Below are 21,463 nucleotides of genomic sequence, written 5' to 3'. Positions count from 1 at the left end.
CCGCTCAATGGACGTCGGGCTTTTTAGTTTGTTGTTGCGGTCAATCCGGCGGTTACCAGCGCCTTCAACGACGCATCGAACTGTTTCAGCGCGGTCAGTTGCAGGTCGCGTTGCCGTTCGATTTGCGCGGCAATCTCGGGCGCGGTCTTGTCATGCACCCACACCGACGGCAGTTGTTTTTCCACCGCACCTTCGGCCTTGCCGATGTACTGCAGGCTGGCGTCGTAGAACCGCGCGGCGAAACGCGCCTCGACCCGGTCGTTACGCTGGGTCAGCAACTGATTGTGGGTATCGAGCATCACCACCACATCGGGATGGGCCTGCACCAGGGCATCGAGATTTTCGTAGACCGTCACCGACAGAAAAGTGTGGTGCAACGAACCCATCAGCCAGTCGATGGCCAGGGCCGGATCGGAGCTGTTGACGAACGCCTGGCGAATCCGCGTATCCAGTGCGTTTTTCGCACCGTTGACGGCCACCGAGTGGTATTGCTCAAGGTATTGCAGGTTTTCCACAGTGTTGTCGCTGTAGAGCACCCCGACCGTCTGACCGTATTGCAGCCCGCTGTGACCGCCGGTGATCGGCGGCAGATGGCAGGCGCGTGCATCTTCGGCAAAGGCCGATGCGGTGGACGCAACGCTGCCCAGCAACAGGGCAATCACAGCCAGTCGGGTCAAGATTTTCATCGCGCAGGTTCCTTGAGCAGCGTGTTCAATGCAGGCAATTTTCCGCCTTTGCGCAAAAAACAGAACTTGCGATTCTTGATGGTGACTATTGACTGAACCAATAGTGCTGCGGCGCCAGCACCTGCCTTTGGCGCAAAACTACCGGTCAATGTCGAACAAGCGGCTGTGCCGCACGCTCACTGTTCATTACAGTGGCGACTGCCCTCAAAACCTGATCAAGGAACGAAAAAATGGTCACTTGCTACTTGAAATACGTGCTCGATCCCTACCAGCTCGAAGCGTTCGAGCACTACGGCAAGTTGTGGATTCCCCTGGTGGAAAAGTTCGGCGGCCAGCACCACGGTTACTTTTTGCCATCGGAGGGTGCCAACAACATCGCCCTGGCGCTGTTCACCTTCCCCAGCCTGGCGGCGTACGAGCATTACCGGCAGCAGTCGATGAACGATCCAGAGTGCATCGCAGCCTTCAAGTACGCCGAGGAGAAGAAATTCATCCTCAGCTACGAGCGATCGTTCATGCGGCCGGTGTTTGGCGAGCAGGCGCGCTGAGTCAGCCTTTTTGCAGATCCAGGCAATAGGTGTAATAACCGGGATCGCGCACCCAGCCCAGGGATTCATACAGGCGCTGGGCGGTGACGTTGTCGGTGGCGGTTTCCAGGGTCATGCCTTTGCCACCGGCCAGCTTCGCAAAATCCCGGGCGGTGTTCATCAGTAAGGTGCCGACGCCTTTGCCCCGGGCGGCGGTCGTGGTGAACAGGTCACCGAGCAGCCAGGTGCGATGAGCGTCGATCGAGGAAAAGGTCGGGAACAGCTGGACGAAGCCGAGGTTTTCACCATCGCTGTCCCGGGCAAGAAAAATCACCGATTCATCCCGGGCGAGGCGCTCGGCGATAAAGGCGCGCGATTGCGAAAGATTCGACGGCTGCTGGTAGAACATCCGGTAGGCGTCAAACAAAGGGGCGATCTGGTCGATGTGCGATGCGTCGGCGCGCAGGGCCTGAATAGCCATGAGGGTGCTCCATTGCGGTCTCAAGGAATTACAGACTAGCAATGGCGAAGCAACAGCGACGTAAAATCTTCTGAAAGCACCGCCGCCTACTGTGGGAGCGGGCTTGCTCGCGAAGAGGCCGTGTCAGTCGACATGAATGTTGAATGACACTCCGCTTTCGCGAGCAAGCCCGCTCCCACATTAGGCTCCCACATTGGATTGCAGGTTGCGTTCAGACCCGCACATTACGCCCCGGCAGCGAAGTACGCTGGCTGCTTTCCCAGCCCTCGACCAGCCCCACCGGCACATCCGCCGATGGCAACATCTGCACGCCACGCACCAGGTCGGATGCCCGTTCGGCGAGCATGATGGTCGGCGCATTGAGGTTGCCGTTCGGCTCGGTCGGGAACACCGATGAATCGATCACCCGCAGACCGGCGATGCCACGCACGCGCAATTCGGAATCGACCACCGCCATGTCGTCCTCGCCCATGCGGCACGAACCGCACGGATGGTAGGTGCTTTCCAGGTTGTCACGCACGAAGGCGTCGAGGTCTTCATCGCTGGTCACTTGCGCGCCCGGGGCGATTTCGCCGTCGCGGAAGCGGTCCATGGCTTTCTGGCCGATGATCTCGCGGGTCAGGCGAATGCAGCGGCGGAAACCTTCACGGTCCTCTTCCCGCTCCAGATAGTTGAAGCGGATTTCCGGATGCTCGTACGGATCGGCCGAGCGCACGCGCACATAACCACGGCTTTTCGGTTTGTTAGGCCCGGTCAGCACCATGAAGCCATGGCCCTTGATCGGCTTGTTGCCGTCGTAGCGCATCGCCGCCGGCAGGAAGTGGAACTGGATGTCCGGCCAGCGCAGGCCCTTCTCGGAGCGAATGAAACCACCGGCCTCGAAATGGTTGGTGGCGCCCAGGCCGTCCTTGAACAGCAGCCAGCGCAGACCGATCATCAGCTTGCTCAGCGGGTCCATCTTGCTGTTGAGGGTCACCGGCTCCTTGCAACCGAACTGGATGTACACCTCGGCGTGATCCTGCAGGTTCTCCCCTACCCCCGGCAGGTCATGACGTACGCCGATCCCGGCCTTGCGCAGGACGTCCGCCGGGCCGATGCCCGAGCGTTGCAGCAAGTGCGGCGAACCGATCGGCCCGGACGAGATCAGCACTTCGCGGTTGCAATACACCTGGTGGGTCTGGCCGCCGTGGTCATACATGACCCCCACCGCACGCTTGCCTTCGAGGATGACCTGGCGCGTCATCGCATGGGTGATCACCGTCAGGTTCGGACGGCCCATGGCCGGGCGCAGATAGGCGTTGGCCGTGGAGCAGCGCACGCCATTCTTCACAGTCATGTGCATGGCGCCGAAACCTTCCTGCATGTAGCCGTTGCAGTCTTCGGTCTTGATGTAGCCCGCTTCCGCGCCGGCTTCGACCCAGGCACCGTACAGCGGGTTTTTCATATGGTTGCCGTTGGTGGTGTGCAGCGGCCCGGTTTGCCCGCGATAGCTATCACCACCCGACTCGTAGCTCTCGGCGCGCTTGAAGTACGGCAGGCAGTTGCGATAGCCCCAGCCTTCGGCACCCAGGGATTCCCACTCGTCAAAGTCCAGTGCATGGCCACGGATGTACACAAGACCATTGATCGACGAAGAGCCGCCCAGCACCTTGCCCCGTGGGCAGTGAATGCGCCGGCCGTTGAGGTGGGTCTCCGGCTCGGTTTCGTAGCGCCAGTTGTACTTCTTGGTGTTCATCGGGATCGAGAATGCGCTCGGCATCTGGATCACTACGCTCTTGTCACTGCCGCCGAATTCCAGGACCAGCACCGAGGTGGCCGGGTCTTCGCTCAGGCGGTTGGCCAACACACAACCTGCCGAGCCTGCGCCAATGATGATGTAGTCGTATTTTTGCGTAGCCATTTTTTGCGTGGTCATGACTATCTCCCGACCGTCGATTCAGTGAATACCGGCAGTGGCTGCTGTTTGTGGGTCAGCGTGTCGCCGGTGGTGTATTGCGGGGAGTTTTTCTCAATCTGCTGGATCACCGCTTCTTCGCGCTTGAGGTCGATCGAGCGGCTCAGCCAGTAGTACGCCAGGCCCGATACGATCAGCCCGACCAGCCAGGCGATGTCGATGCTGCCCAGCGCCTTGGCGAGCGGACCGACATACACCTCGCGCTGTTCAACGCCGTCGAAGATGTAGAAGAACGGGATCATCGAGATAAAACCGATGGCATAGGCGGCGATGCCGCGCAGCCCCCAGTTGCCGTAAATGTTGCCGTGGGGCATGAAGAAGTGCGGGATGGCGTAGCGGCCCTTGCGCACGAAGAAGTAGTCGGTGAGGTTGACCGAGGTCCAGGGCACCAGGAAGTACAGCATCACCACCAGGTAGATCCCCAGTACCGACAGGCCTTTGCCGGAACTCTGGATGCTCAGGGCCACGCCCAGTTGCAGCAGGATCACGAAGCCAATGGCCAGGATGCGCGCCTTGCGGGTTGGCTCGATGTGCTTGATCGAGTCGACGCAGGTCAGCGTGGTCAGCTTGGCGCTGTAGATGTTCATCGCGATCACCGGCAGGAACGCCAGGATGGTGACGACCACCACCGCCGTGCCCACCAGCGGCGACACGGTGTTGCCGACTTGCCCGAGGGCCACCAGCACGTCAGTGGAGTGCAGGTGATCGGCCAGCCAGCCACCCACGGAAATCATCCACGCACCGGACAGCGACGCCCCAAGGAACACCACGGCGATCAGCTTGCCGCTGGAAGTATTCTTCGGCAGGTAGCGCGAGTAGTCCGACACATAAGGCGCATAGGCGATGTTGTAGCTGGCGGCCGCCGCAAACTGCGCGATGAAACCGGTCCAGTTGAAACCCAGCGGCTCCCGGGCCACTTCGCCCGCCGCCAGCGCCGGCATTACCGCGTCCGGCACCCAACCCATCAACACCGCCACAGTGACAAGGCCATACAGCGGCAGAGACAGGAACAACGCCCATTTGAAGCTGCGGTGCATCCAGTCATGGCCGAGAATCGCCAGCACCGCCGCCGGTATGGTCACCGCCACCGCGATCACCGCGGGGTTGAAGCCGAACAGCGTGTGCAGCCCCTGCATCATCAGCACCAGGTTGACGATGTTGAAACCGGCGAACACGAACAGCGTCGCCAACAGCACCAGGATCACCCCGCGATAACCGAACTGCGCACGGGACTGGATCATCTGCGGCAGGCCAAGGTGCGGGCCTTGCGAACCGTGGAACGCCATGAACAGCGTGCCGAACATGATGCCCAGCGTGCCGGCGAGCGTGGTCCAGAGCGCGGTCAGGCCGACGCTCGGGCCAACGAAGCCGATGGTCATGGTGAAGAAGGTGAAATTGCCGAGGAACCAGAACGGGCCCTGGCTCGACAGTTTGTCGGTGCGCTCGTTCTCGGGGATGAAGTCGATCGAATGCCCCTCGACGACGGATTTTTCGTCGAGGGCGGACACGCTCGTGGCGGACTTGGCGTTAGTGTTCATGACGGACTCTTATTGTTGGAAGATCATGACGAGATAACCGCGTTCTTTCGGGTGAACGACGCCCGGGCGCTTCCTTGCCGTTCCCGTTTTTTTCAAAGGCACCGATGGCGCAGATGGCGCAAACCTGTAGGAGCGAGCTTGCTCGCGATGGTCGTCAACGATAACGCTGGCAACCTGACACCCCGCGGTGTTCCTGGGTTCATCGCGAGCGAGCTCGCTCCTACACAGAGGACAATCGTCAGCCTGGCAGCGTGATCCACACTGCCTTGGTTTCGAGCAGGTAGTCGAGCTGCTCGGCGCCCAGGTCCTTGCCGAATCCGGACTGCTTGTAGCCACCGAACGGCATCGACGGATCGAGGGTGCCGTGGGCGTTGACGTAGACCGAACCGGCCTTGAGGCGCGGGATCAGGCTGTGCACTTTCCCGAGGTCGTTGGAATACAGTGCCGCCGCCAGGCCATAAGGCGAGTCGTTGGCCAGGGCCAGCGCTTCTTCCTCGTCGTCGAACGGTGCGGTGACCAGTACCGGGCCGAAGATCTCTTCCTGGACAATGCGCATGTCGTTGCGGCAATTAGCGAAAATGGTCGGCTCGACGAAGAAGCCAGGGCCATCGACCGGTTGACCGCCGTAGACCAGTTCGGCGCCTTCGGCCTTGCCGGTTTCGATGTACTCGGTCACGCGCTGCTTTTGCAGCGCCGAGACCAGCGGGCCGATGAAGCAGTCCGGGTCCAGGCCCGGGGCCATTTTCAGGGTGCGCGTGTAGGCGATCAGCTCACGCAGGAATTCGTCGTAGACACTGCTATGAATATAGGCCCGCGTACCGGCGTCGCATACCTGCCCGGAGTTGAAAAATACGCCGTTGGCGACCGCTTGGGCGGCGGCCGGGATGTCGGCGTCGGCACAGACGATGACCGGTGATTTACCACCGAGTTCAAGGGTCAGCCGCTTCATGTCATCCAGCGCTGCGCGGCCGACAGTCTGGCCGACCGGGGTCGATCCGGTGAAGGTCAGTTTGTCGATGCCGGGATGGGTGGCCATGGCCGCGCCGACCACGCTGCCGCGCCCGGTGACGATGTTGATCACGCCGTCAGGGATGCCCGCTTCCTGCACCAGTTCAGCGAAACGCAGGGCCGACAACGAAGTCAGTTCTGCGGGCTTGACCACCACGGTGCAACCGGTCGCCAGCGCCGCGCCGAGCTTCCAGGCCATGGTTTGCAGCGGGAAATTCCACGGCACGATGGCGCCGACCACACCTACCGCTTCCTTGCGGGTATAGGCCAGGTAGTTGCCCGGCAGCGAAGGTTCGACAGTACGGCCGTGCAGCTTGGTGGCCCAGCCGGCGAAGTAGCGCAGGGTATCCACGGTGCCCTGGATGTCCACGTCCTTGGCGAAGGCAACCGATTTGCCCATGTCGATGGATTCGATTTGCGCCAGTTCATCAGCGTTCTGCTCGATCAGGTCGGCCAGGCGCTGCATCATGCGCTCGCGTTCCGCGGGTTTGGCCTGGCGCCAGGCGCCGCCGTCGAACTGGGCGCGGGCGGCTTGCACGGCGCGGTCCAGGTCATCGGTGGTGCCCATGGGAATGCGGGTGATCAGGCCTTCGGTCGAGGGTTCGATCACATCGGAAGTCTGGCCGTCGCTGGCCTCGACCCAGGCGCCGCCGATGAACATTTTCTGGACCTTGCCAAGGAAGGTCTGGGTGGCTTCGCTGACGCCGAATTTTTGAAGGTAACTTTTGACGATCGTGTCCATTTTTGTTCTCTCTGCCCGGCAGTCAGGGCCTGCCGGGTCACTGGTTTCGATGATCAGGCTGATGCGGTTTCGCTTTCGGCGGCCGCCCGCACCTTGCCTCGCTCGTGGAAGATGAAACCGATGCTGTTGAGCAGCAGTTGCGCGGCGAGGATCGAGGTCATGCCGGTCGGGTCGTAGACCGGAGCCACTTCCACCAGGTCCATGCCGACGATGTTGCCCTTGCTGCGCTTGGCCAGGGCCTGGATGATTTCCAGCACTTCGTAGTAGAGGAAGCCACCGTGGCTCGGGGTGCCGGTGCCGGGGGCGATGGACGGGTCGAAACCGTCGATGTCGATGGTGATGTAGTAGTTGATGTTCTGCGGGATCAGCGCCAGCACGCCTTCGACGCCGAGACGACGCACGTCGCGCACCGAGAGGATTTTCGAGCCGGCTTCGTGGGCCGCTTCATAGTCATCACGGTTGGACGACGACACGTTGCGAATGCCCATTTGGGTCATGCCGACAATGTGGTTCATTTCCGAGGCGCGGCGCAGCGGGTTGCCGTGGCCATAGCGAACACCGTGGCGCTCGTCGACGAAATCCAGGTGCGCATCGAAGTGAATGATGTGGATCGGGCCGCGGCCTTCGAAGGCCTTGATCACTGGTGCGTGCACCGAATGGTCGCCGCCGAGAACAACCGGCATGACACCAGCGTCGAGGATCTTGCGCACGGCGTACTCGGTGTTCTTGTTGCTGGTAGCCATGTCGGTGTGGACGATGTCGGCATCACCGACGTCAACCATGCGCACGTCCGATGCGGTGAGGTACATCACGTCATCTTCATGATCGTAGGCGCCGGCGTGGCCGAAGGAAAACAGCGTCGATGCTTCGCGAATCCCGCGTGGTCCGAAGCGTGCGCCGGAGCGCCACTGGGTGCCCATGTCGTTGGGCACGCCGAGCACCGCGACGTCGGCATCCAGTGCATCCCAATCGGTGCACACCGGGGATTTGCCAAAGGTGCAATGACCCACGAATGGCAGGTTCAGGCGACCGGATTCATAACCGTTGTTCGACATTTCTAGCCTCTCCACTTCTTGTTATCGGCTTGACGGACTGCAAGGCGACCGCCGTTGGAAAGACTATGGGCGCAGGTTTTCGTGGAAAAAATGCTAAACATCAGATACTCATATCGGCATTCCCGATGCATCCACATGCCGGAGGTCCAAGATGATCCAGCTGCACGACGTCGACCTGAAACTGCTCAGGGTGTTTGCCACGATTGTGCGCTGCGGTGGCTTCTCGGCCGCGCAGGCGGCGTTGAATGCCGGGCAGTCGACCATCAGCGAACAGATGACCCACCTGGAAACCCGTCTTGGGGTGAAACTCTGCCAGCGTGGGCGCAGCGGCTTTCGCCTGACCGAACAAGGGGTGGCGATTCATGAAGCCACCCAGCGCCTGCTGTCGGCGGTGGAAAACTTCTGCATGGACGCCGACGTGCTCAAACAACACATCAGCGGCAAGCTCAACCTGGGGATCATCGACACCACGATTACCGACCCCGACTCGCCGATTCCGCGCACCACACAGCGCTTCGTCTCCCGCGGGCATGACGTGCACCTGAACGTGTACGTCGGCACCCCGGCGGAGCTCGAAGAACGGGTGCTCGACGGTCGCCTGCACCTGGCCATCGGGCACTTCCCGATCCATGTGCCGGGCCTGCTGCAATCACCGCTGTACCAGGAAGCCCTGGGCTTGTATTGCGGGCGGCGTCACCCGTTGTACGGCAGCCTCGCCGAAGGTGAGGAGCTGCTCGAAGAAGTCGCTGCGGGGCGCATCGTCGTGCGCGGCTACATGCAGCAATACGACCTCGAACACCTGGGCGTCAGCAAGGCGGCCGCCACCGTGGACAACATCGAAGCCACGGCGATCCTGATCATTTCCGGCGCCTACCTGGGTTTTCTGCCTGAGCACTTCGCCGCCCAATGGGTCAAGAGCGGCGAGATGCACCAACTGGCACCCGCGAGCCTGCGCCTGAAATCACCGTTCGACGTGATCACCCGTCGCGGCACGGCACCGCCACCGATCCTCCAGGCGTTCCTCGAGGACCTGGCCGCCAGCACCCGTAAAACCGGCAAGCCGTGAGGTGACACTCGCCAAATTCAAATTTTGCCGGGCATACTGATTCGGTTCGCCAACCTTGCAGGCCCGTCATGCGCATCCACGTCACCTTCATCGACCGCGTCGGAATCACCCAGGAAGTGCTGGCCCTGCTCGGTGGACGCAGTTTCAATCTGGACGCCGTGGAGATGGTGCCGCCGAACGTCTACATCGATGCGCCAACCCTCGGCGCCGAGGTGCTGGAGGAGTTGCGCGAGGCGCTTTTCGGTGTGCGCGGCGTGCAAGCGGTGACCATGGTCGACATCCTTCCGGGGCAACGCCGGCGCCTGCAACTGGACGCGTTGCTGGCAGCCAGTTCCGACCCGGTGCTGGCGGTGGATGACCGAGGTCATGTGCTGCTGGCCAACCCGGCGCTGATCGCCCTGTGCGGCCGCGAACCGGCTGGTGAATCGCTGACCGCGCTGTTCGACGATGCCGATCTGCAACGCACCTTGATCGCTCACCATTTCCGCCTGCCGATGCACGAGGTCAGCCTCGGTGGCCAGACCTTGCTCCTCGACGCGATGCCGATCACCGACGCCGGCGCCCTGCTCACCCTGTATCAACCCAATCGCATCGGCGAACGCCTGTCGGCGCTGCACCATGACCATGCCGAAGGCTTCGATGCACTGCTGGGCGAATCACCGCCGATTCGCGCGCTCAAGGCGCGTGCCCAACGGGTGGCGGCCCTCGATGCGCCGCTGTTGATCCAGGGTGAAACCGGCACCGGCAAGGAGCTGGTGGCCCGCGCCTGCCACGCCATCAGCCCACGGCACGATGCGCCGTTTCTGGCCCTGAACTGCGCGGCACTGCCGGAGAGCCTGGCCGAGAGCGAGCTGTTCGGCTACGCCCCCGGCGCCTTCACCGGTGCGCAAAGGGGCGGCAAGCTCGGCCTGCTGGAACTGGCCGACCAGGGCACGGTGTTCCTCGATGAAGTCGGGGAAATGTCGCCCTACCTGCAAGCCAAGTTGCTGCGTTTTTTGAGCGATGGCTGCTTCCGTCGGGTCGGTGGCGATAAAGAGGTCCGGGTTAATGTGCGGGTGCTCAGCGCGACCCACCGCGACCTGGAAAAAATGGTCGCCGAAGGGCGTTTTCGCGAAGACCTGTTCTACCGCCTCAACGTGCTCAACCTGCAAGTGCCACCACTGCGCGAGCGCGGTCACGACATCCTGCTGATGGCCAATCACTTCATGCAACAGGCCTGCGCGCAGATCCAGCGACCGGCGTGTCGTCTGGCACCAAGCACCTTCAGCGCCCTGCTCGGCAACCGCTGGCCGGGCAATGTGCGGCAATTGCAGAACGTGATCTTCCGTGCAGCGGCGATTTGCGAAAATCCGCTGGTGGACATCGACGACCTCGACATCGCCCGCACCGCCGTTGAACGGCAAAACGACGGCGAAGTCGGCAGCCTGGAAGAGGCTGTGGGTGATTTTGAAAAGAACCTGCTGGAACAGCTTTATCGCAGCTATCCGTCCAGCCGGTTGCTGGCGGCGCGGTTGCAGACGTCCCATAGCGCCATCGCGATTCGCCTGCGCAAGTACGGGATTCCTAATAAACCCTGAACCTGGCTCGGTCAAAAATGTGGGAGCGGGCTTGCTCGCGAAAGCAGTCGGTCAGACAACATCGATATTGGCTGCGATGACGCCTTCGCGAGCAAGCCCGCTCCCACAGGGGCTCAGTGTTGTTGCCGAGCTCTCCGTCTTCAAATCGGTACAGCGTAGCGAAATCAAGACAAAACCTTTCCCTCCCACAATTACGGCGTCCGCACCCACAGCCCGGTTTTCCTGTATTCATTTCAATACAGCCGAAATCTCCAACGCCTTACATAATCACTTCAAGCCATTGATTTAAAACAAATAAAAAACATTGGCACCACCCTTGCTATCACTCCTCCAACCCCGCTCGTCGCCCCGCCACGAGCCTTAAAACAATAAGGAGTTGAGATGAGCGAATTGCGTTTTACCGTCGATCACGAATGGCTGCGCCTTGAGAGCAATGGCCTGGTCACCGTCGGCATCACGGCGTTTGCCCAGCAGGCGCTGGGGGATGTGGTATTCGTTCAGGTGCCTGAGCTGGGCGCCTTCGATGCAGGCGCTGAAGTGTCGGTGCTGGAATCGGTGAAAGCCGCCAGCAGTATCGGCATGCCGCTGGACGGTGAAGTGGTCGAGATCAACGCGACACTGGAGAACACCCCGGAACTGGTCAACGAAGACCCATTGGGCGAAGGCTGGTTCTTTCGCTTCAAACCGGTCGATGTCCAGGCGTTGAGCGATCTACTGGATCAAGACGCCTATGAACGCCTGACCGCAGAACACGCCGACGCTTGAAGCCCCCTACGCATTTCCCGAATCCGAAAAAGGACCACACCATGTTCAGCAAGCACGACCAGATCAAAGGCTATGACGACGAACTGCTGGCGGCGATGAACGCCGAGGATGCGCGGCAGGAACACCATATCGAACTGATCGCCTCGGAGAACTACACCAGCCAGCGGGTGATGCAAGCCCAGGGCAGCGGCCTGACCAACAAGTACGCCGAAGGCTATCCGGGCAAGCGCTATTACGGCGGTTGCGAGCACGTCGATGTGGTAGAGCAACTGGCCATCGACCGCGCCAGGCAGCTGTTCGGCGCCGATTATGCCAACGTCCAGCCGCACTCCGGCAGCCAGGCCAACGCGGCGGTTTATCTGGCCCTGCTGCAAGCCGGCGACACCGTGCTCGGCATGAGCCTGGCCCACGGCGGTCACCTGACCCACGGCGCCAAGGTTAGCTTTTCCGGCAAGCTGTACAACGCCGTGCAATACGGCATCGACACCACCACGGGCCTGATCGATTACGACGAAGTCGAGCGCCTGGCGGTCGAACACAAGCCGAAGATGATCATCGCCGGGTTCTCGGCTTATTCGAAGACCCTGGACTTCCCGCGCTTCCGTCAGATCGCGGACAAGGTCGGCGCGTACTTTTTCGTCGACATGGCCCACGTCGCCGGCCTGGTGGCGACCGGTCTGTACCCCAATCCCCTGCCCTACGCCGACGTGGTCACCACCACCACCCACAAGACCCTGCGCGGCCCCCGTGGTGGTCTGATTCTGGCCAAGGCCAATCCGGAACTGGAGAAGAAGCTCAACGCCGCGGTGTTCCCGGGTGGTCAGGGTGGCCCGCTGATGCACGTGATCGCCGCCAAGGCCGTGTGCTTCAAGGAAGCGCTGGAGCCGGCATTCAAGACCTATCAGTCGCAGGTGATCCGCAACGCCCAGGCCATGGCGCAGGTGTTTATCGAGCGTGGTTATGACGTGGTGTCCGGCGGCACCGACAACCATCTGTTCCTGGTCAGCCTGATCCGCCAGGGCCTGACCGGCAAGGACGCCGACGCCGCCCTCGGTCGCGCCGGCATCACCGTGAACAAGAACGCCGTGCCCAACGATCCGCAATCGCCGTTCGTGACCTCCGGCCTGCGCATCGGTACCCCGGCGATCACCAGCCGTGGCTTCAAGGAGGCGCAGAGCATTGCCCTGGCCGGCTGGATCTGCGACATCCTCGATCACCTTAGCGATGCCGATATCGAGGCCAATGTCGCACGGCAGGCTGCCGCCCTGTGCGCGGACTTCCCGGTCTATCGCGACTGACCACACAACACACCCCCCTGTAGGAGCGAGCTTGCTCGCGAAGAACCCAAAGGCACCGCGTTAACCCTGAATGCGCGCGTAATCGTTGGCGACCATCGCGAGCAAGCTCGCTCCTACAGGTCTGTGCAAAAGGAAAGCATCATGAACGCCATTGTCGAGTCGACCGGCAACAGCCCGGCCAAAGTAGAGGTCGGCACCAAACTGCGCGGTGCGCAAAAGGTTGCGCGGATTCCGGTGAAGATCATTCCCACGGATGAATTCCCGCGCAAACCCGACTGGATTCGCGTGCGCATGCCGATCTCTCCCGAGGTCGACCGCATCAAGCAACTGTTGCGCAAACACAAGCTGCACAGCGTCTGCGAAGAGGCGTCCTGCCCGAACCTGGGCGAGTGCTTCTCCGGTGGCACGGCGACCTTCATGATCATGGGCGACATCTGCACCCGTCGCTGTCCGTTCTGCGATGTCGGCCATGGCCGGCCCAAGCCGCTGGACGCCAACGAGCCGATGAACCTGGCCGTGGCCATCGCCGAGCTGCGCCTGAAGTACGTGGTGATCACCTCGGTGGACCGCGACGATTTGCGCGATGGCGGCGCCCAACACTTTGTCGATTGCCTGCGCGAGATCCGCAAGCTGTCGCCCGGCATTCAACTGGAAACCCTGGTGCCGGATTATCGCGGACGCATGGACGTGGCCCTGGCGATCACCGCCCATGAGCCGCCGGATGTGTTCAACCACAACCTGGAAACGGTACCGCGCCTGTACAAGGCCGCGCGACCGGGTTCGGACTTCGAGTGGTCACTGGACCTGCTGCAGAAATTCAAGCTAGCGGTGCCCCACGTACCGACCAAATCCGGCCTGATGCTGGGCCTTGGCGAAACCGACGAGGAAGTCATCGAGGTCATGCAGCGCATGCGCGAGCACGATATCGACATGCTGACCCTCGGCCAATACCTGCAACCCTCGCGCAGTCACTTGCCGGTGCAGCGCTTCGTGCACCCGGACACCTTTGCCTGGTTCGCCGAAGAAGGCGCGCGCATGGGCTTCAAGAACGTGGCGTCCGGGCCGCTGGTGCGTTCGTCCTATCACGCCGATCAACAACTCCATGGAGGTACGGACGGTTTCAAGCCATGATGGAATGACTGGTCATGCATGGAGCCGTTTCCGATGTCGCGTTCACCCTGTCTGTTGTTGCTGTGCCTGAGCCTTGCCACGCCATGCATGGCCGACGAGTCGAAACCCGGGCACATGGTGTATGTGCGCAGCGTCGACCCGGGCATCGCGCAGGACATCCGCTACGCCAGCGCGCACAACTTCACCGGGCACCCGCTCGACGGCTACCAGGCGGCGGAGTGCCTGCTGTCGCAGGACGCGGCGAAGGCGTTAGCCCGAGTGCAAAACTCACTGAAAGCCGAAGGCTACGGCTTGAAGGTATTCGACTGCTATCGCCCGACCCGCGCGGTGGCGGACATGGGACGCTTCGCCAGCGAACCCGGCGACCCGCTCAAGACCGAGTTCTATCCACGGGTCGACAAGCAGGACTTCTGGCGCCTGGGTTATGTGGCCCGGGTGTCCAATCACTCCCGAGGCAACACCGTCGACCTGACCCTGACCGGCCCCGACGCCCTGCCCGCCGACACCTGGACACCTTCGGCGATACCGGCGGATTGCACCGCCCCCTACGGCGAGCGCTGGCACGACGGCGCGCTCGACATGGGCACCGGTTTCGATTGCTTCGATGAGCGGGCGCACACCGACTCGGCGCTGATCAACGCCACGGCCAAGGCCAATCGCCAGCGGCTGACCAGTGCCATGGCCAAGGAAGGCTTTGTGGGTTATTCGGCCGAGTGGTGGCACTTCACGTACAGCGGGAATCCGCCGAAGCCGGACGTCATGAACTTCCCCATCACGCCGCTCGCACCATGAACATTCTCTTCAAGACCCTGTTGGTGGCGTTTTTTCCGCTGGCCGCCATGGCCCAGGGACTCGACAGCAGTGACCAACTGATCGTAGTCACCAGTAAAGGCTGGGATGACATCCAGGGTACTGCCCAGCGCTATGAACGGCACGGGCAGACCTTGCAGAAATTCGAAGCGCCCTTTGCAGTGGTGCTCGGCAAGAATGGCATGGGCTGGGGCAAGGGCCAACTCAACCCCGGGCGGCCTGAAGGGCCGATCAAAAAGGAAGGCGACGGCAAGGCGCCGGCCGGGATGTTCAGCCTGGGCACGGCGTTTGGCTACGAGCCTTCGGCCAATACCCGCCTGCCCTACCTGGCGCTGACAGCGACCATCGAATGCGTGGACGACAGCCAGTCGGCTCGCTACAACGAGCTAGTCGACAGCTCGGTCATTGCAAGAGACTGGAACAGTTCCGAACGCATGCGCCGCAGCGATGACTTGTATCGCCAGGGCATTTTCATCCGGCACAACACCCTGGCCACTCCCGCTGCCGGATCATGCATTTTCTTCCACATCTGGCGCGGCCCCACGGCGCCGACCCGTGGCTGTACGGCCATGGACCCGGCGGATATCGCGCGGTTGTTCAACTGGCTGGACCCGGGAAAATCCCCGATGCTGGTGCAACTGCCCGAAGCGCAGTACGAACAGTTGCGCCAGCGCTGGGAGCTTCCCGAACGCGAGTAAACGCTGAACCCTGTGGCGAGGGGGCTTGTCGGAACGCCGCATCGCCCCGTTGGGGCACGAAGTGCACCCAAAAAAGGGACTGCTGCGCAGTCCAACGGGGGCAAGCCCCCTCGCCACAAAAGCCCCCTCGCCACAAATGCGGGAATTAACCCCGCTCAACCACTACGCCACTCATCGACGGCTTGGCCAGCGCGTAATAAATCACACCCGGCACCAGCAGCCCGACGATCCAGGAGATGTCCACGCCGCCCAGTTGTGCAACCATCGGCCCGGAGTAGAAATGGGTGTCGACAAATGGCAACTGGATCAATACGCCGATCACGTACACGCTGATCCCCAGCACGTTCCAGCGACCGTAGCGCCCTGCCGGGTCGGACAGTGCCGGGATGTCGTAACGTTCCTTGTTGATGAAGTAGTAATCCACCAGGTTGATCGCGCTCCAGGGGGTGAAGAACTTCAGCAAGAACAGGATGAAGTACTTGAACGAGTTGAGGAACGAGTACTGCCCCAGCAATGCCAGCGCGGTGGACGCCGCGACGATCAGCAGCACAAACAGCATGCGCTGGCGGGCGGTGATTTCCAGGCGACGACGAAAGCCGCTGATGATGGTGGCGATGCACATGAAACTGCCATAGGCGTTGAGGCTGGACACTGTGACCTTACCGAACACAATGCTCAGGTACAGCAAGGACGCGATCACACCGCTACTGCCCAGGCCGACAATGGTCGCCACTTCGTGCCCACGGAAATTCGCCCCGGCCAGTGCGGCGGCGAACACCCCCAGCACCATCGAAGTCTGAGCCCCCAGCACGGTGCCGAGGCCCACGGCGGCGAAGGTTTTCCACGATGAGGTCTTGCTCGGCAGGTAACGTGAGTAGTCCGCCACGTAGGGGCCGAAGGCGATCTGCCAGGATGCCGAGAGCGAAACCGCCAGCAGGAAAGTGCTCCAGCCGAAATGCCGGTTGTCGAGCAGCAGGCCGATGTCGTTGAGGGTCATCAACCGGGTGAACAGGTAGGCGAACGCGATGATGCCCAGCACGCTGGCCACCCGCCCGACCAGGTGAATCACCCGATAACCGAAGATCGTCAGGAACGCGATGCTCGCCGCGAAAATCAGGATGCCGGTGCTGTCGCTGACACTGATCAACTGCGCGATCGCCTGCCCCGACAGCACCGCGCCGGTGGCGCTGAACCCCAGGTACATCAGGCATACCAGGACAATCGGGATCGCCGCGCCATACACCCCGAACTGCACTCGGCTGGAGATCATCTGCGGCAGCCCGAGCTTCGGCCCCTGCGCCGCGTGCAGCGCCACCACGGCACCGCCCAACACTTGCCCGATCAACAGGCCGATCAGCGACCAGAACACATCGCCGCCCAGCACCACGGCCAGGGCGCCGGTGACGATGGCGGTGATCTGCAGGTTGGCGCCGAGCCACAGGGTGAACTGGCTATAGAGGCTGCCGTGTCGCTCAGCCTCGGGAATGAAATCGATCGAGCGGGTCTCGATCAGGGGACTGCGTTGCGCACTCATGAGGGTGTTTCCTTTGAGGAACTGTTTTTGTTGTCGGGGCTGAACTTAGAAGGTCTTGGTGGCACTGGCAACGACCGTGGCCGAGCACAGGTCGTCATAGCCGTACCAACTGGCGCACTCGCTTTTCGACAAGTCCGTGTCGATATAGCTCAGGCCCCAGGTGACACCGACGAAGTCGCGGGTCAGCTTGGCTTCCCACTCGTAGTAAGACTCACGGCTATCGCCATTGGCGGACCAGAACGCGGGGTCATTCACATCGTTGCGCCCAAAGCGCAGGTCCAGGCCGACTTCGGCCGGCAAATCGATTTTGTAGCCCAGGTAGGTGTAAAGGGTGTCCTGGTCCTCGCCGAAGAAGTTCGGCGTGTCCTTGGAGTAATAGGCACCCAGCTTCACGCCGTACAGGTCGAGGACGGCGTAGACCTCGCTGAGGTTGAAGTCGGAATTTTTCGGGTAGTCGTACTTGATGTAGCCCAGATCCAGGCTGATGGCATCCGTCGCCTGCCAGTAATAACCGGCGTAGTACTCAAGCTCCTGGCGGGTATCGAAGCCGCCGCCGAAATCGACGTTGGAGGTCCAGGCTCCGATGTACAGGCCGCTGCTGTGCAACAGCGTTGCGCCGCCCTGCACTGCCGGATCGCCCAAGGTTTGCGAGATGCCCCGGGTACGGTAGTCGCTGACGACGCCCAGGGTCATGGCCAGGCTGAAATCATCGTTGAGGGTCAGGGCCTGGCTGCTCAGGGGGATCAATGCCAGTGTCGCGAGGGTCAATGCTGAAAGTGCGTTCATACAGTTCTCTTGTTGTTATGGCGTACGGGAATTTCAGGCATGGCGATGCCAGGCCCCTCGCGCTACGAGGGGCTGGCGGTTTTTTGCGTGTGCTGGGTGTACGCAGGTCAGGACGCGGGGGCGTAGACCTGCTTGCCGGCGAAGAAGGTGTTCAGGACTTTGGTTTCGAACAGTTCGTCATCGCTGACCTTGAACACGTCACGGTCGAGGATGATCAGGTCGGCCTGCTTGCCCGGAACCAGCGAACCGATCTGCTGATCCAGGCGCAGGGTTTTCGCCGCGTTGATGGTGTAGGCGTAGAACATGGTCTGGCGGTCGATGCTTTCCTTGGCATTGAGTACACCCAACGGCCCCTTGCGCGTGCTGGCCTGGGCAATGGCGTTGAACGGATTGGCGCTCGACACCGGCCAGTCGCTGCCACCGGCAATCGTCGCGCCGGCGTTATGCAAGGACCGCGCGGGATACTGGTAACCGTAGGCAAAGGCGCTGATGTAAGGTTTGACCAGTTCGACGGTGTAGGACTCGCCGGTGGCCCACAGCAGTTGCATCGAGGCAATCACGCCCAGTTGCTTGAAGCGCGCAAACTCCTTGGGGTTGACCAGTTGCAGGTGCGCGATGCTGTGGGGCACGGGTGTCGGGCTGAGTTTGCGCGCATACGCCACGCCATTGAGCGCTTCACGCACCGCGCGGTCGCCGACGGCATGCATGTGCACGATCCAGCCGCGTTTTTCCGCTGCCACCACCAGTTCGCCAAAGTGCGCCGGGTCGGTCAGCAGCTGACCGTCCTTGTGGCTGTTCTTGTACGGCACGACGACCGCCGCTGTTTGCCCCGGGAATTCGAGAATGCCGTCGACAAACACCTTGACGCCGGGGAACGTCAGGTTAGGCACGCCCTCGAACTGTTTCATTACCGTGGCGATCACCTCCAGGTCGGCAGGTTTGCTCTTCGGATTGGTGACCATCAGCGCGGCGACGTGGGCACTGAGTTCGCCGTTCTGCGCCAGTTCCTTGTACAGCGGCAGCACGCCGACACTTTCGGCGGTGGCATGGAAATCGAACAGCGAATCTTCACTGCCGCCGTTCGCCGCCGCGTCCATCCAGGCGGTGACGCCGAATTGATTGTTGATCTTCACCGCCTCGCGAGCGGCCTTGAGCATGGCCTCCGGGCTGGGCGCCGGAATCCCGTTGCGCACCACGTCCCAGCGGGATTCGGCAAAGTAGCCGTTAGGAGTGAAGTCCGCTTCATGGCCGATGTAACCGCGTTCCTTTTCCGGCAGGCTCTTGACCAGCGCCGCGTCGATGTCCAGGCGTTTGAGCATCGCGTTGTTGGCCCAACCGGTGTGCCCGTCGATGCCACTGAAGACAATCGGTTGATCCGCCCAGCGTCCCTGGTTGAACACCTTGCCCAGTTCACGGCTTTTCTCCCAGTAAGCCGAACTGACCCCGGCCACGCTGATCACATCACCGGCGCGTGCGCGTCCAGCCTTGTCTTCCTCGATCAACCATTGCTCCAGTTCCGGCAAGGGTTTGACCTCGTCCAGCAGGTTGGCTTTCATGCTGTCGAAAGCGCCCACCACCGGGTGGCTGTGGGTGTCGATCATGCCCGGCATCAACACTTTGCCCGCCAAGTCGATGCGCTGGGTCTTGGTATCGGCCAGGGCATTGATTTCGGCATCGCTGCCCACTTTCAGAATCTTGCCGTCTTGCACCGCAACAGCCTGCACCAGCGCCTGGCCGGGTTCGGCGGTAAAGACCTTGCCGTTGAACAACACCAGGTCAGCGGCGGCCATCGCCTGCACCGACGACAAGGCCAGCGCGGCGGCCAACAGGTTTGGAATAAATCGCATCGGAACGCTCTCTAGTTTTTATTGGACGGATCGAGAAGTGACAACTTGGGAAACAACCTGTGGCGCCAGTCCCAGGAACGGCGCCTTGGCCCACACGACCTTGCCGCCGACCAGCGTCAGCAGCACGTCATTACGGCCCAGCTCCTCCTCGGGCACCTGCATGAAGTTCTTGTCGAGCACGATCAGGTCAGCGAACTTGCCGACTTCGACCGAGCCCAGCACCGCGTCCAGCTTCAGTTGTTCGGCGGAACTGAGGGTGATGCTGCGCAGCACCTCGGCTCGCGACAGCGCCGGATCGGCGTTGAGTCGCCCGGCATACTTGGGCCCATAGCTGTGCGGATTGGTCGGATCGCCGGAACGGGTGACACCGACTTTCAGCGCCAGGAATTCATCCAGCGGATCGACCGGCCAATCGCTGCCAAAGGCCACTCGGCCGCCGGCATGGGCGATGCTGCCGGAAGGCTCCATGCGCTCGAATCGCTCGGCACCGAGGTGATCGCTGGTACCGTCGACCGTGGACGGTGCCTGCTGTGCCCACTGGAACGACATGGTGGCGGTGACGTCCAGTGCCTTGAAGCGTGCGTAGTCGGCAGGGTCGACTGACTCGGCGTGAGCGATGGCCGGGCGGAAGTCTTGACCGGGCAGTTCCTTGCGCACGTAGGCGACGCTGTCCAGTGCATCGCGCACCGCACGCTCGCCGGTGGCGTGCAGGTGCGGATCGAGACCGGCCTTGACCGCTTGCAGCACCAGCGGATTGAGCACCTGCGGCGGGAAGTACAGCTCGCCCAGGTTCTTGCCCGGCGTCCACTTCGGTGCCTTGTCGGTGCCGCTGTTGTGCAGGTACGGGGTCAACATGGCGCCGGTGTCCGCCGGGGCATTGATGATGCCGTCCATGAACAGTTTGACGTGGCGCATGCTCACGCCCGGCGCGACCTTCACGTCGCCCTGGTCGTAGGTGCTGGCCAGGGCCTTGGCCTCGGCGATGGTTTTCACCGGGTCGGCGGCCGCGGCGGCCGGGTCCAGCTTGATCGCCAGCAAGGCCCGGGCGGTCAGCTCGCCGGACTGTTGCAGGCGGGTGAAGGCCTTGCCGTTTTCCGGCCCTGCCAGCGCATCGAAGAAACTGGTGATGCCTTGCTGGCGCATGGCGTCGAGGGCCGCTCGCATCTGATTGAGTTTTTCCGTGTCGGTCGCCGGCGGCACCACGGCGGCCAACGATTCAGCGGCGCCGTCTTCACAAATACCGTTCGGGTTGCCGGCGCTGTCGCGTCGGTATTTGCCGTCTTCGGGGTCGGCGGTGTTCTTGTTGATCCCGGCCAGTTCCAGGCCGCGGGAGTTGGTCAGCACGGTGTGGAAGTCGGTGGAGCGCACCTGGATCGGACGCTGGGTCTTGAGCGCGTCCAGGGTCGATTTGTCGGCGTCGCCGTCGAGCCCGGTCATGCCCATGCGGTCCCAGCTGCCTACTTCCAGCCAGACGTCCGGGCCCTTGTCCTTTTCGGCATCGAGGCAGGCCTGGATGCTTGCCTGAAACTGCGCGCGGGTCATGGTCTGGTATTTCAGGTCGCACAAGATCATGGCGCGACCACCATCCCCGGGGTGCATGTGTGCATCGACGAAGCCCGGCATCAGCATGCGTCCGGCCAGGTCGATCAGTTGTGTCTGCTTGCCGATGTAGCCGTCGACCCCGGCATCGCTGCCGACGTAGACGATCTTGCCACCTGAAATGGCGATGGCCTGCTGCACGGAATTCTGGCCATCGACGGTGTAGACGTAGCCATTGCGCATGACCGTGTCGGCGGGCGTCGCGCCCAACGCCACGCAGGAAAACGCCGTTGTCGATGCAACGGCGATGAACAACCTGGAAAGTCTCAAATGCCTCACCCCTGTTCTTATTGTTTTGAAGCGGCCCGAAGCGACTGCGCAAGCCCTTGTATAGACAGGACCTACCCTATAGGGCGCGGCG

18 protein-coding genes are annotated in these 21,463 nt (G+C 62.0%); 8 read left to right on the top strand and 10 right to left on the bottom strand.

Annotated elements, in window-relative coordinates; translation table 11 throughout:
- Positions 1 to 23 precede the first annotated feature (23 nt).
- Positions 24 to 686 carry an ATPase gene (locus KGA98_RS19945; RefSeq protein WP_223503324.1) on the bottom strand — a complete coding sequence of 221 codons (663 nt, stop codon included), beginning with the start codon at positions 684 to 686 and terminating at the stop codon, positions 24 to 26.
- Positions 687 to 916: 230 nt separating this feature from the next.
- Between KGA98_RS19945 and KGA98_RS19940 the strand changes: the two genes are divergently transcribed.
- Positions 917 to 1,234 carry an NIPSNAP family protein gene (locus KGA98_RS19940; protein WP_057714210.1) on the top strand — a complete coding sequence of 106 codons (318 nt, stop codon included), beginning with the start codon at positions 917 to 919 and terminating at the stop codon, positions 1,232 to 1,234.
- Between the two features lies 1 nt (position 1,235).
- On the opposite strand, the gene KGA98_RS19935 is transcribed toward KGA98_RS19940, so the two are convergent.
- From KGA98_RS19935 to speB, 5 genes are all read right to left on the bottom strand, one after another.
- Positions 1,236 to 1,694, bottom strand: coding sequence for a GNAT family N-acetyltransferase (locus KGA98_RS19935; RefSeq protein ID WP_223503322.1), 459 nt, complete (start codon positions 1,692 to 1,694; stop codon positions 1,236 to 1,238).
- A 211-nt stretch (positions 1,695 to 1,905) separates the two neighbouring features.
- Positions 1,906 to 3,594 (bottom strand): choline dehydrogenase, encoded by a 1,689-nt coding sequence (betA, locus tag KGA98_RS19930; RefSeq protein ID WP_090457955.1) that lies wholly within the window; start codon positions 3,592 to 3,594, stop codon positions 1,906 to 1,908.
- Between the two features lie 17 nt (positions 3,595 to 3,611).
- Entirely contained in the window at positions 3,612 to 5,186 is a 1,575-nt protein-coding gene (locus KGA98_RS19925; RefSeq protein ID WP_223503320.1) for a purine-cytosine permease family protein, read from the bottom strand.
- Positions 5,187 to 5,424: 238 nt separating this feature from the next.
- Positions 5,425 to 6,936 carry an aldehyde dehydrogenase family protein gene (locus tag KGA98_RS19920; protein WP_223503317.1) on the bottom strand — a complete coding sequence of 504 codons (1,512 nt, stop codon included), beginning with the start codon at positions 6,934 to 6,936 and terminating at the stop codon, positions 5,425 to 5,427.
- Between the two features lie 53 nt (positions 6,937 to 6,989).
- Positions 6,990 to 7,991 (bottom strand): agmatinase, encoded by a 1,002-nt coding sequence (gene speB, locus KGA98_RS19915; RefSeq protein WP_057714206.1) that lies wholly within the window; start codon positions 7,989 to 7,991, stop codon positions 6,990 to 6,992.
- A 151-nt stretch (positions 7,992 to 8,142) separates the two neighbouring features.
- On the opposite strand from speB, the gene KGA98_RS19910 reads away from it, so the two are divergent.
- The 7 genes from KGA98_RS19910 to KGA98_RS19880 all read left to right on the top strand — a co-directional run bounded on the left by KGA98_RS19910 (position 8,143) and on the right by KGA98_RS19880 (position 15,336).
- Positions 8,143 to 9,057: a LysR family transcriptional regulator gene (locus KGA98_RS19910; RefSeq protein ID WP_090456558.1), complete on the top strand. Its 915-nt coding sequence runs from the start codon at positions 8,143 to 8,145 to the stop codon at positions 9,055 to 9,057.
- Positions 9,058 to 9,125: 68 nt separating this feature from the next.
- Positions 9,126 to 10,634, top strand: coding sequence for a sigma-54-dependent transcriptional regulator (locus KGA98_RS19905; protein ID WP_150814724.1), 1,509 nt, complete (start codon positions 9,126 to 9,128; stop codon positions 10,632 to 10,634).
- 381 nt (positions 10,635 to 11,015) lie between these two features.
- Entirely contained in the window at positions 11,016 to 11,399 is a 384-nt protein-coding gene (gene gcvH, locus KGA98_RS19900; protein WP_057714203.1) for a glycine cleavage system protein GcvH, read from the top strand.
- A gap of 41 nt (positions 11,400 to 11,440) precedes the next feature.
- On the top strand, positions 11,441 to 12,697 hold the full coding sequence (gene glyA, locus KGA98_RS19895; RefSeq protein ID WP_223503315.1) for a serine hydroxymethyltransferase: 1,257 nt from the start codon (positions 11,441 to 11,443) through the stop codon (positions 12,695 to 12,697).
- Positions 12,698 to 12,838: 141 nt separating this feature from the next.
- Positions 12,839 to 13,828 carry a lipoyl synthase gene (lipA, locus tag KGA98_RS19890; protein ID WP_223503313.1) on the top strand — a complete coding sequence of 330 codons (990 nt, stop codon included), beginning with the start codon at positions 12,839 to 12,841 and terminating at the stop codon, positions 13,826 to 13,828.
- Between the two features lie 33 nt (positions 13,829 to 13,861).
- Complete coding sequence (locus tag KGA98_RS19885; protein ID WP_223503310.1) at positions 13,862 to 14,620, top strand: M15 family metallopeptidase; 759 nt, start codon at positions 13,862 to 13,864, stop codon at positions 14,618 to 14,620.
- Positions 14,617 to 15,336, top strand: coding sequence for a L,D-transpeptidase (locus KGA98_RS19880; protein ID WP_223503308.1), 720 nt, complete (start codon positions 14,617 to 14,619; stop codon positions 15,334 to 15,336). Before KGA98_RS19885 ends, KGA98_RS19880 begins: the two co-directional genes overlap by 4 nt.
- 145 nt (positions 15,337 to 15,481) lie before the next feature.
- Here KGA98_RS19880 and KGA98_RS19875 read toward each other — a convergent pair whose 3' ends face one another.
- The 4 genes from KGA98_RS19875 to KGA98_RS19860 all read right to left on the bottom strand — a co-directional run bounded on the left by KGA98_RS19875 (position 15,482) and on the right by KGA98_RS19860 (position 21,372).
- Positions 15,482 to 16,870 (bottom strand): purine-cytosine permease family protein, encoded by a 1,389-nt coding sequence (locus KGA98_RS19875; protein ID WP_223503306.1) that lies wholly within the window; start codon positions 16,868 to 16,870, stop codon positions 15,482 to 15,484.
- A 45-nt stretch (positions 16,871 to 16,915) separates the two neighbouring features.
- Positions 16,916 to 17,656, bottom strand: a complete 741-nt coding sequence (locus KGA98_RS19870) for a TorF family putative porin (RefSeq protein ID WP_223503304.1) — start codon at positions 17,654 to 17,656, stop codon at positions 16,916 to 16,918.
- Positions 17,657 to 17,763: 107 nt separating this feature from the next.
- Positions 17,764 to 19,503, bottom strand: coding sequence for an amidohydrolase (locus KGA98_RS19865; RefSeq protein WP_223503302.1), 1,740 nt, complete (start codon positions 19,501 to 19,503; stop codon positions 17,764 to 17,766).
- A gap of 18 nt (positions 19,504 to 19,521) precedes the next feature.
- Complete coding sequence (locus KGA98_RS19860) at positions 19,522 to 21,372, bottom strand: amidohydrolase (protein WP_263287899.1); 1,851 nt, start codon at positions 21,370 to 21,372, stop codon at positions 19,522 to 19,524.
- Positions 21,373 to 21,463 lie beyond the last annotated feature (91 nt).

It is taken from the genome of Pseudomonas sp. BF-R-24, from assembly GCF_019947335.1.
Taxonomy (GTDB): Bacteria; Pseudomonadota; Gammaproteobacteria; order Pseudomonadales; family Pseudomonadaceae; genus Aquipseudomonas; species Aquipseudomonas jessenii.
Note: the sequence above shows the minus strand (reverse complement) of the source record. Positions and strands in the feature narration are given on the sequence as shown.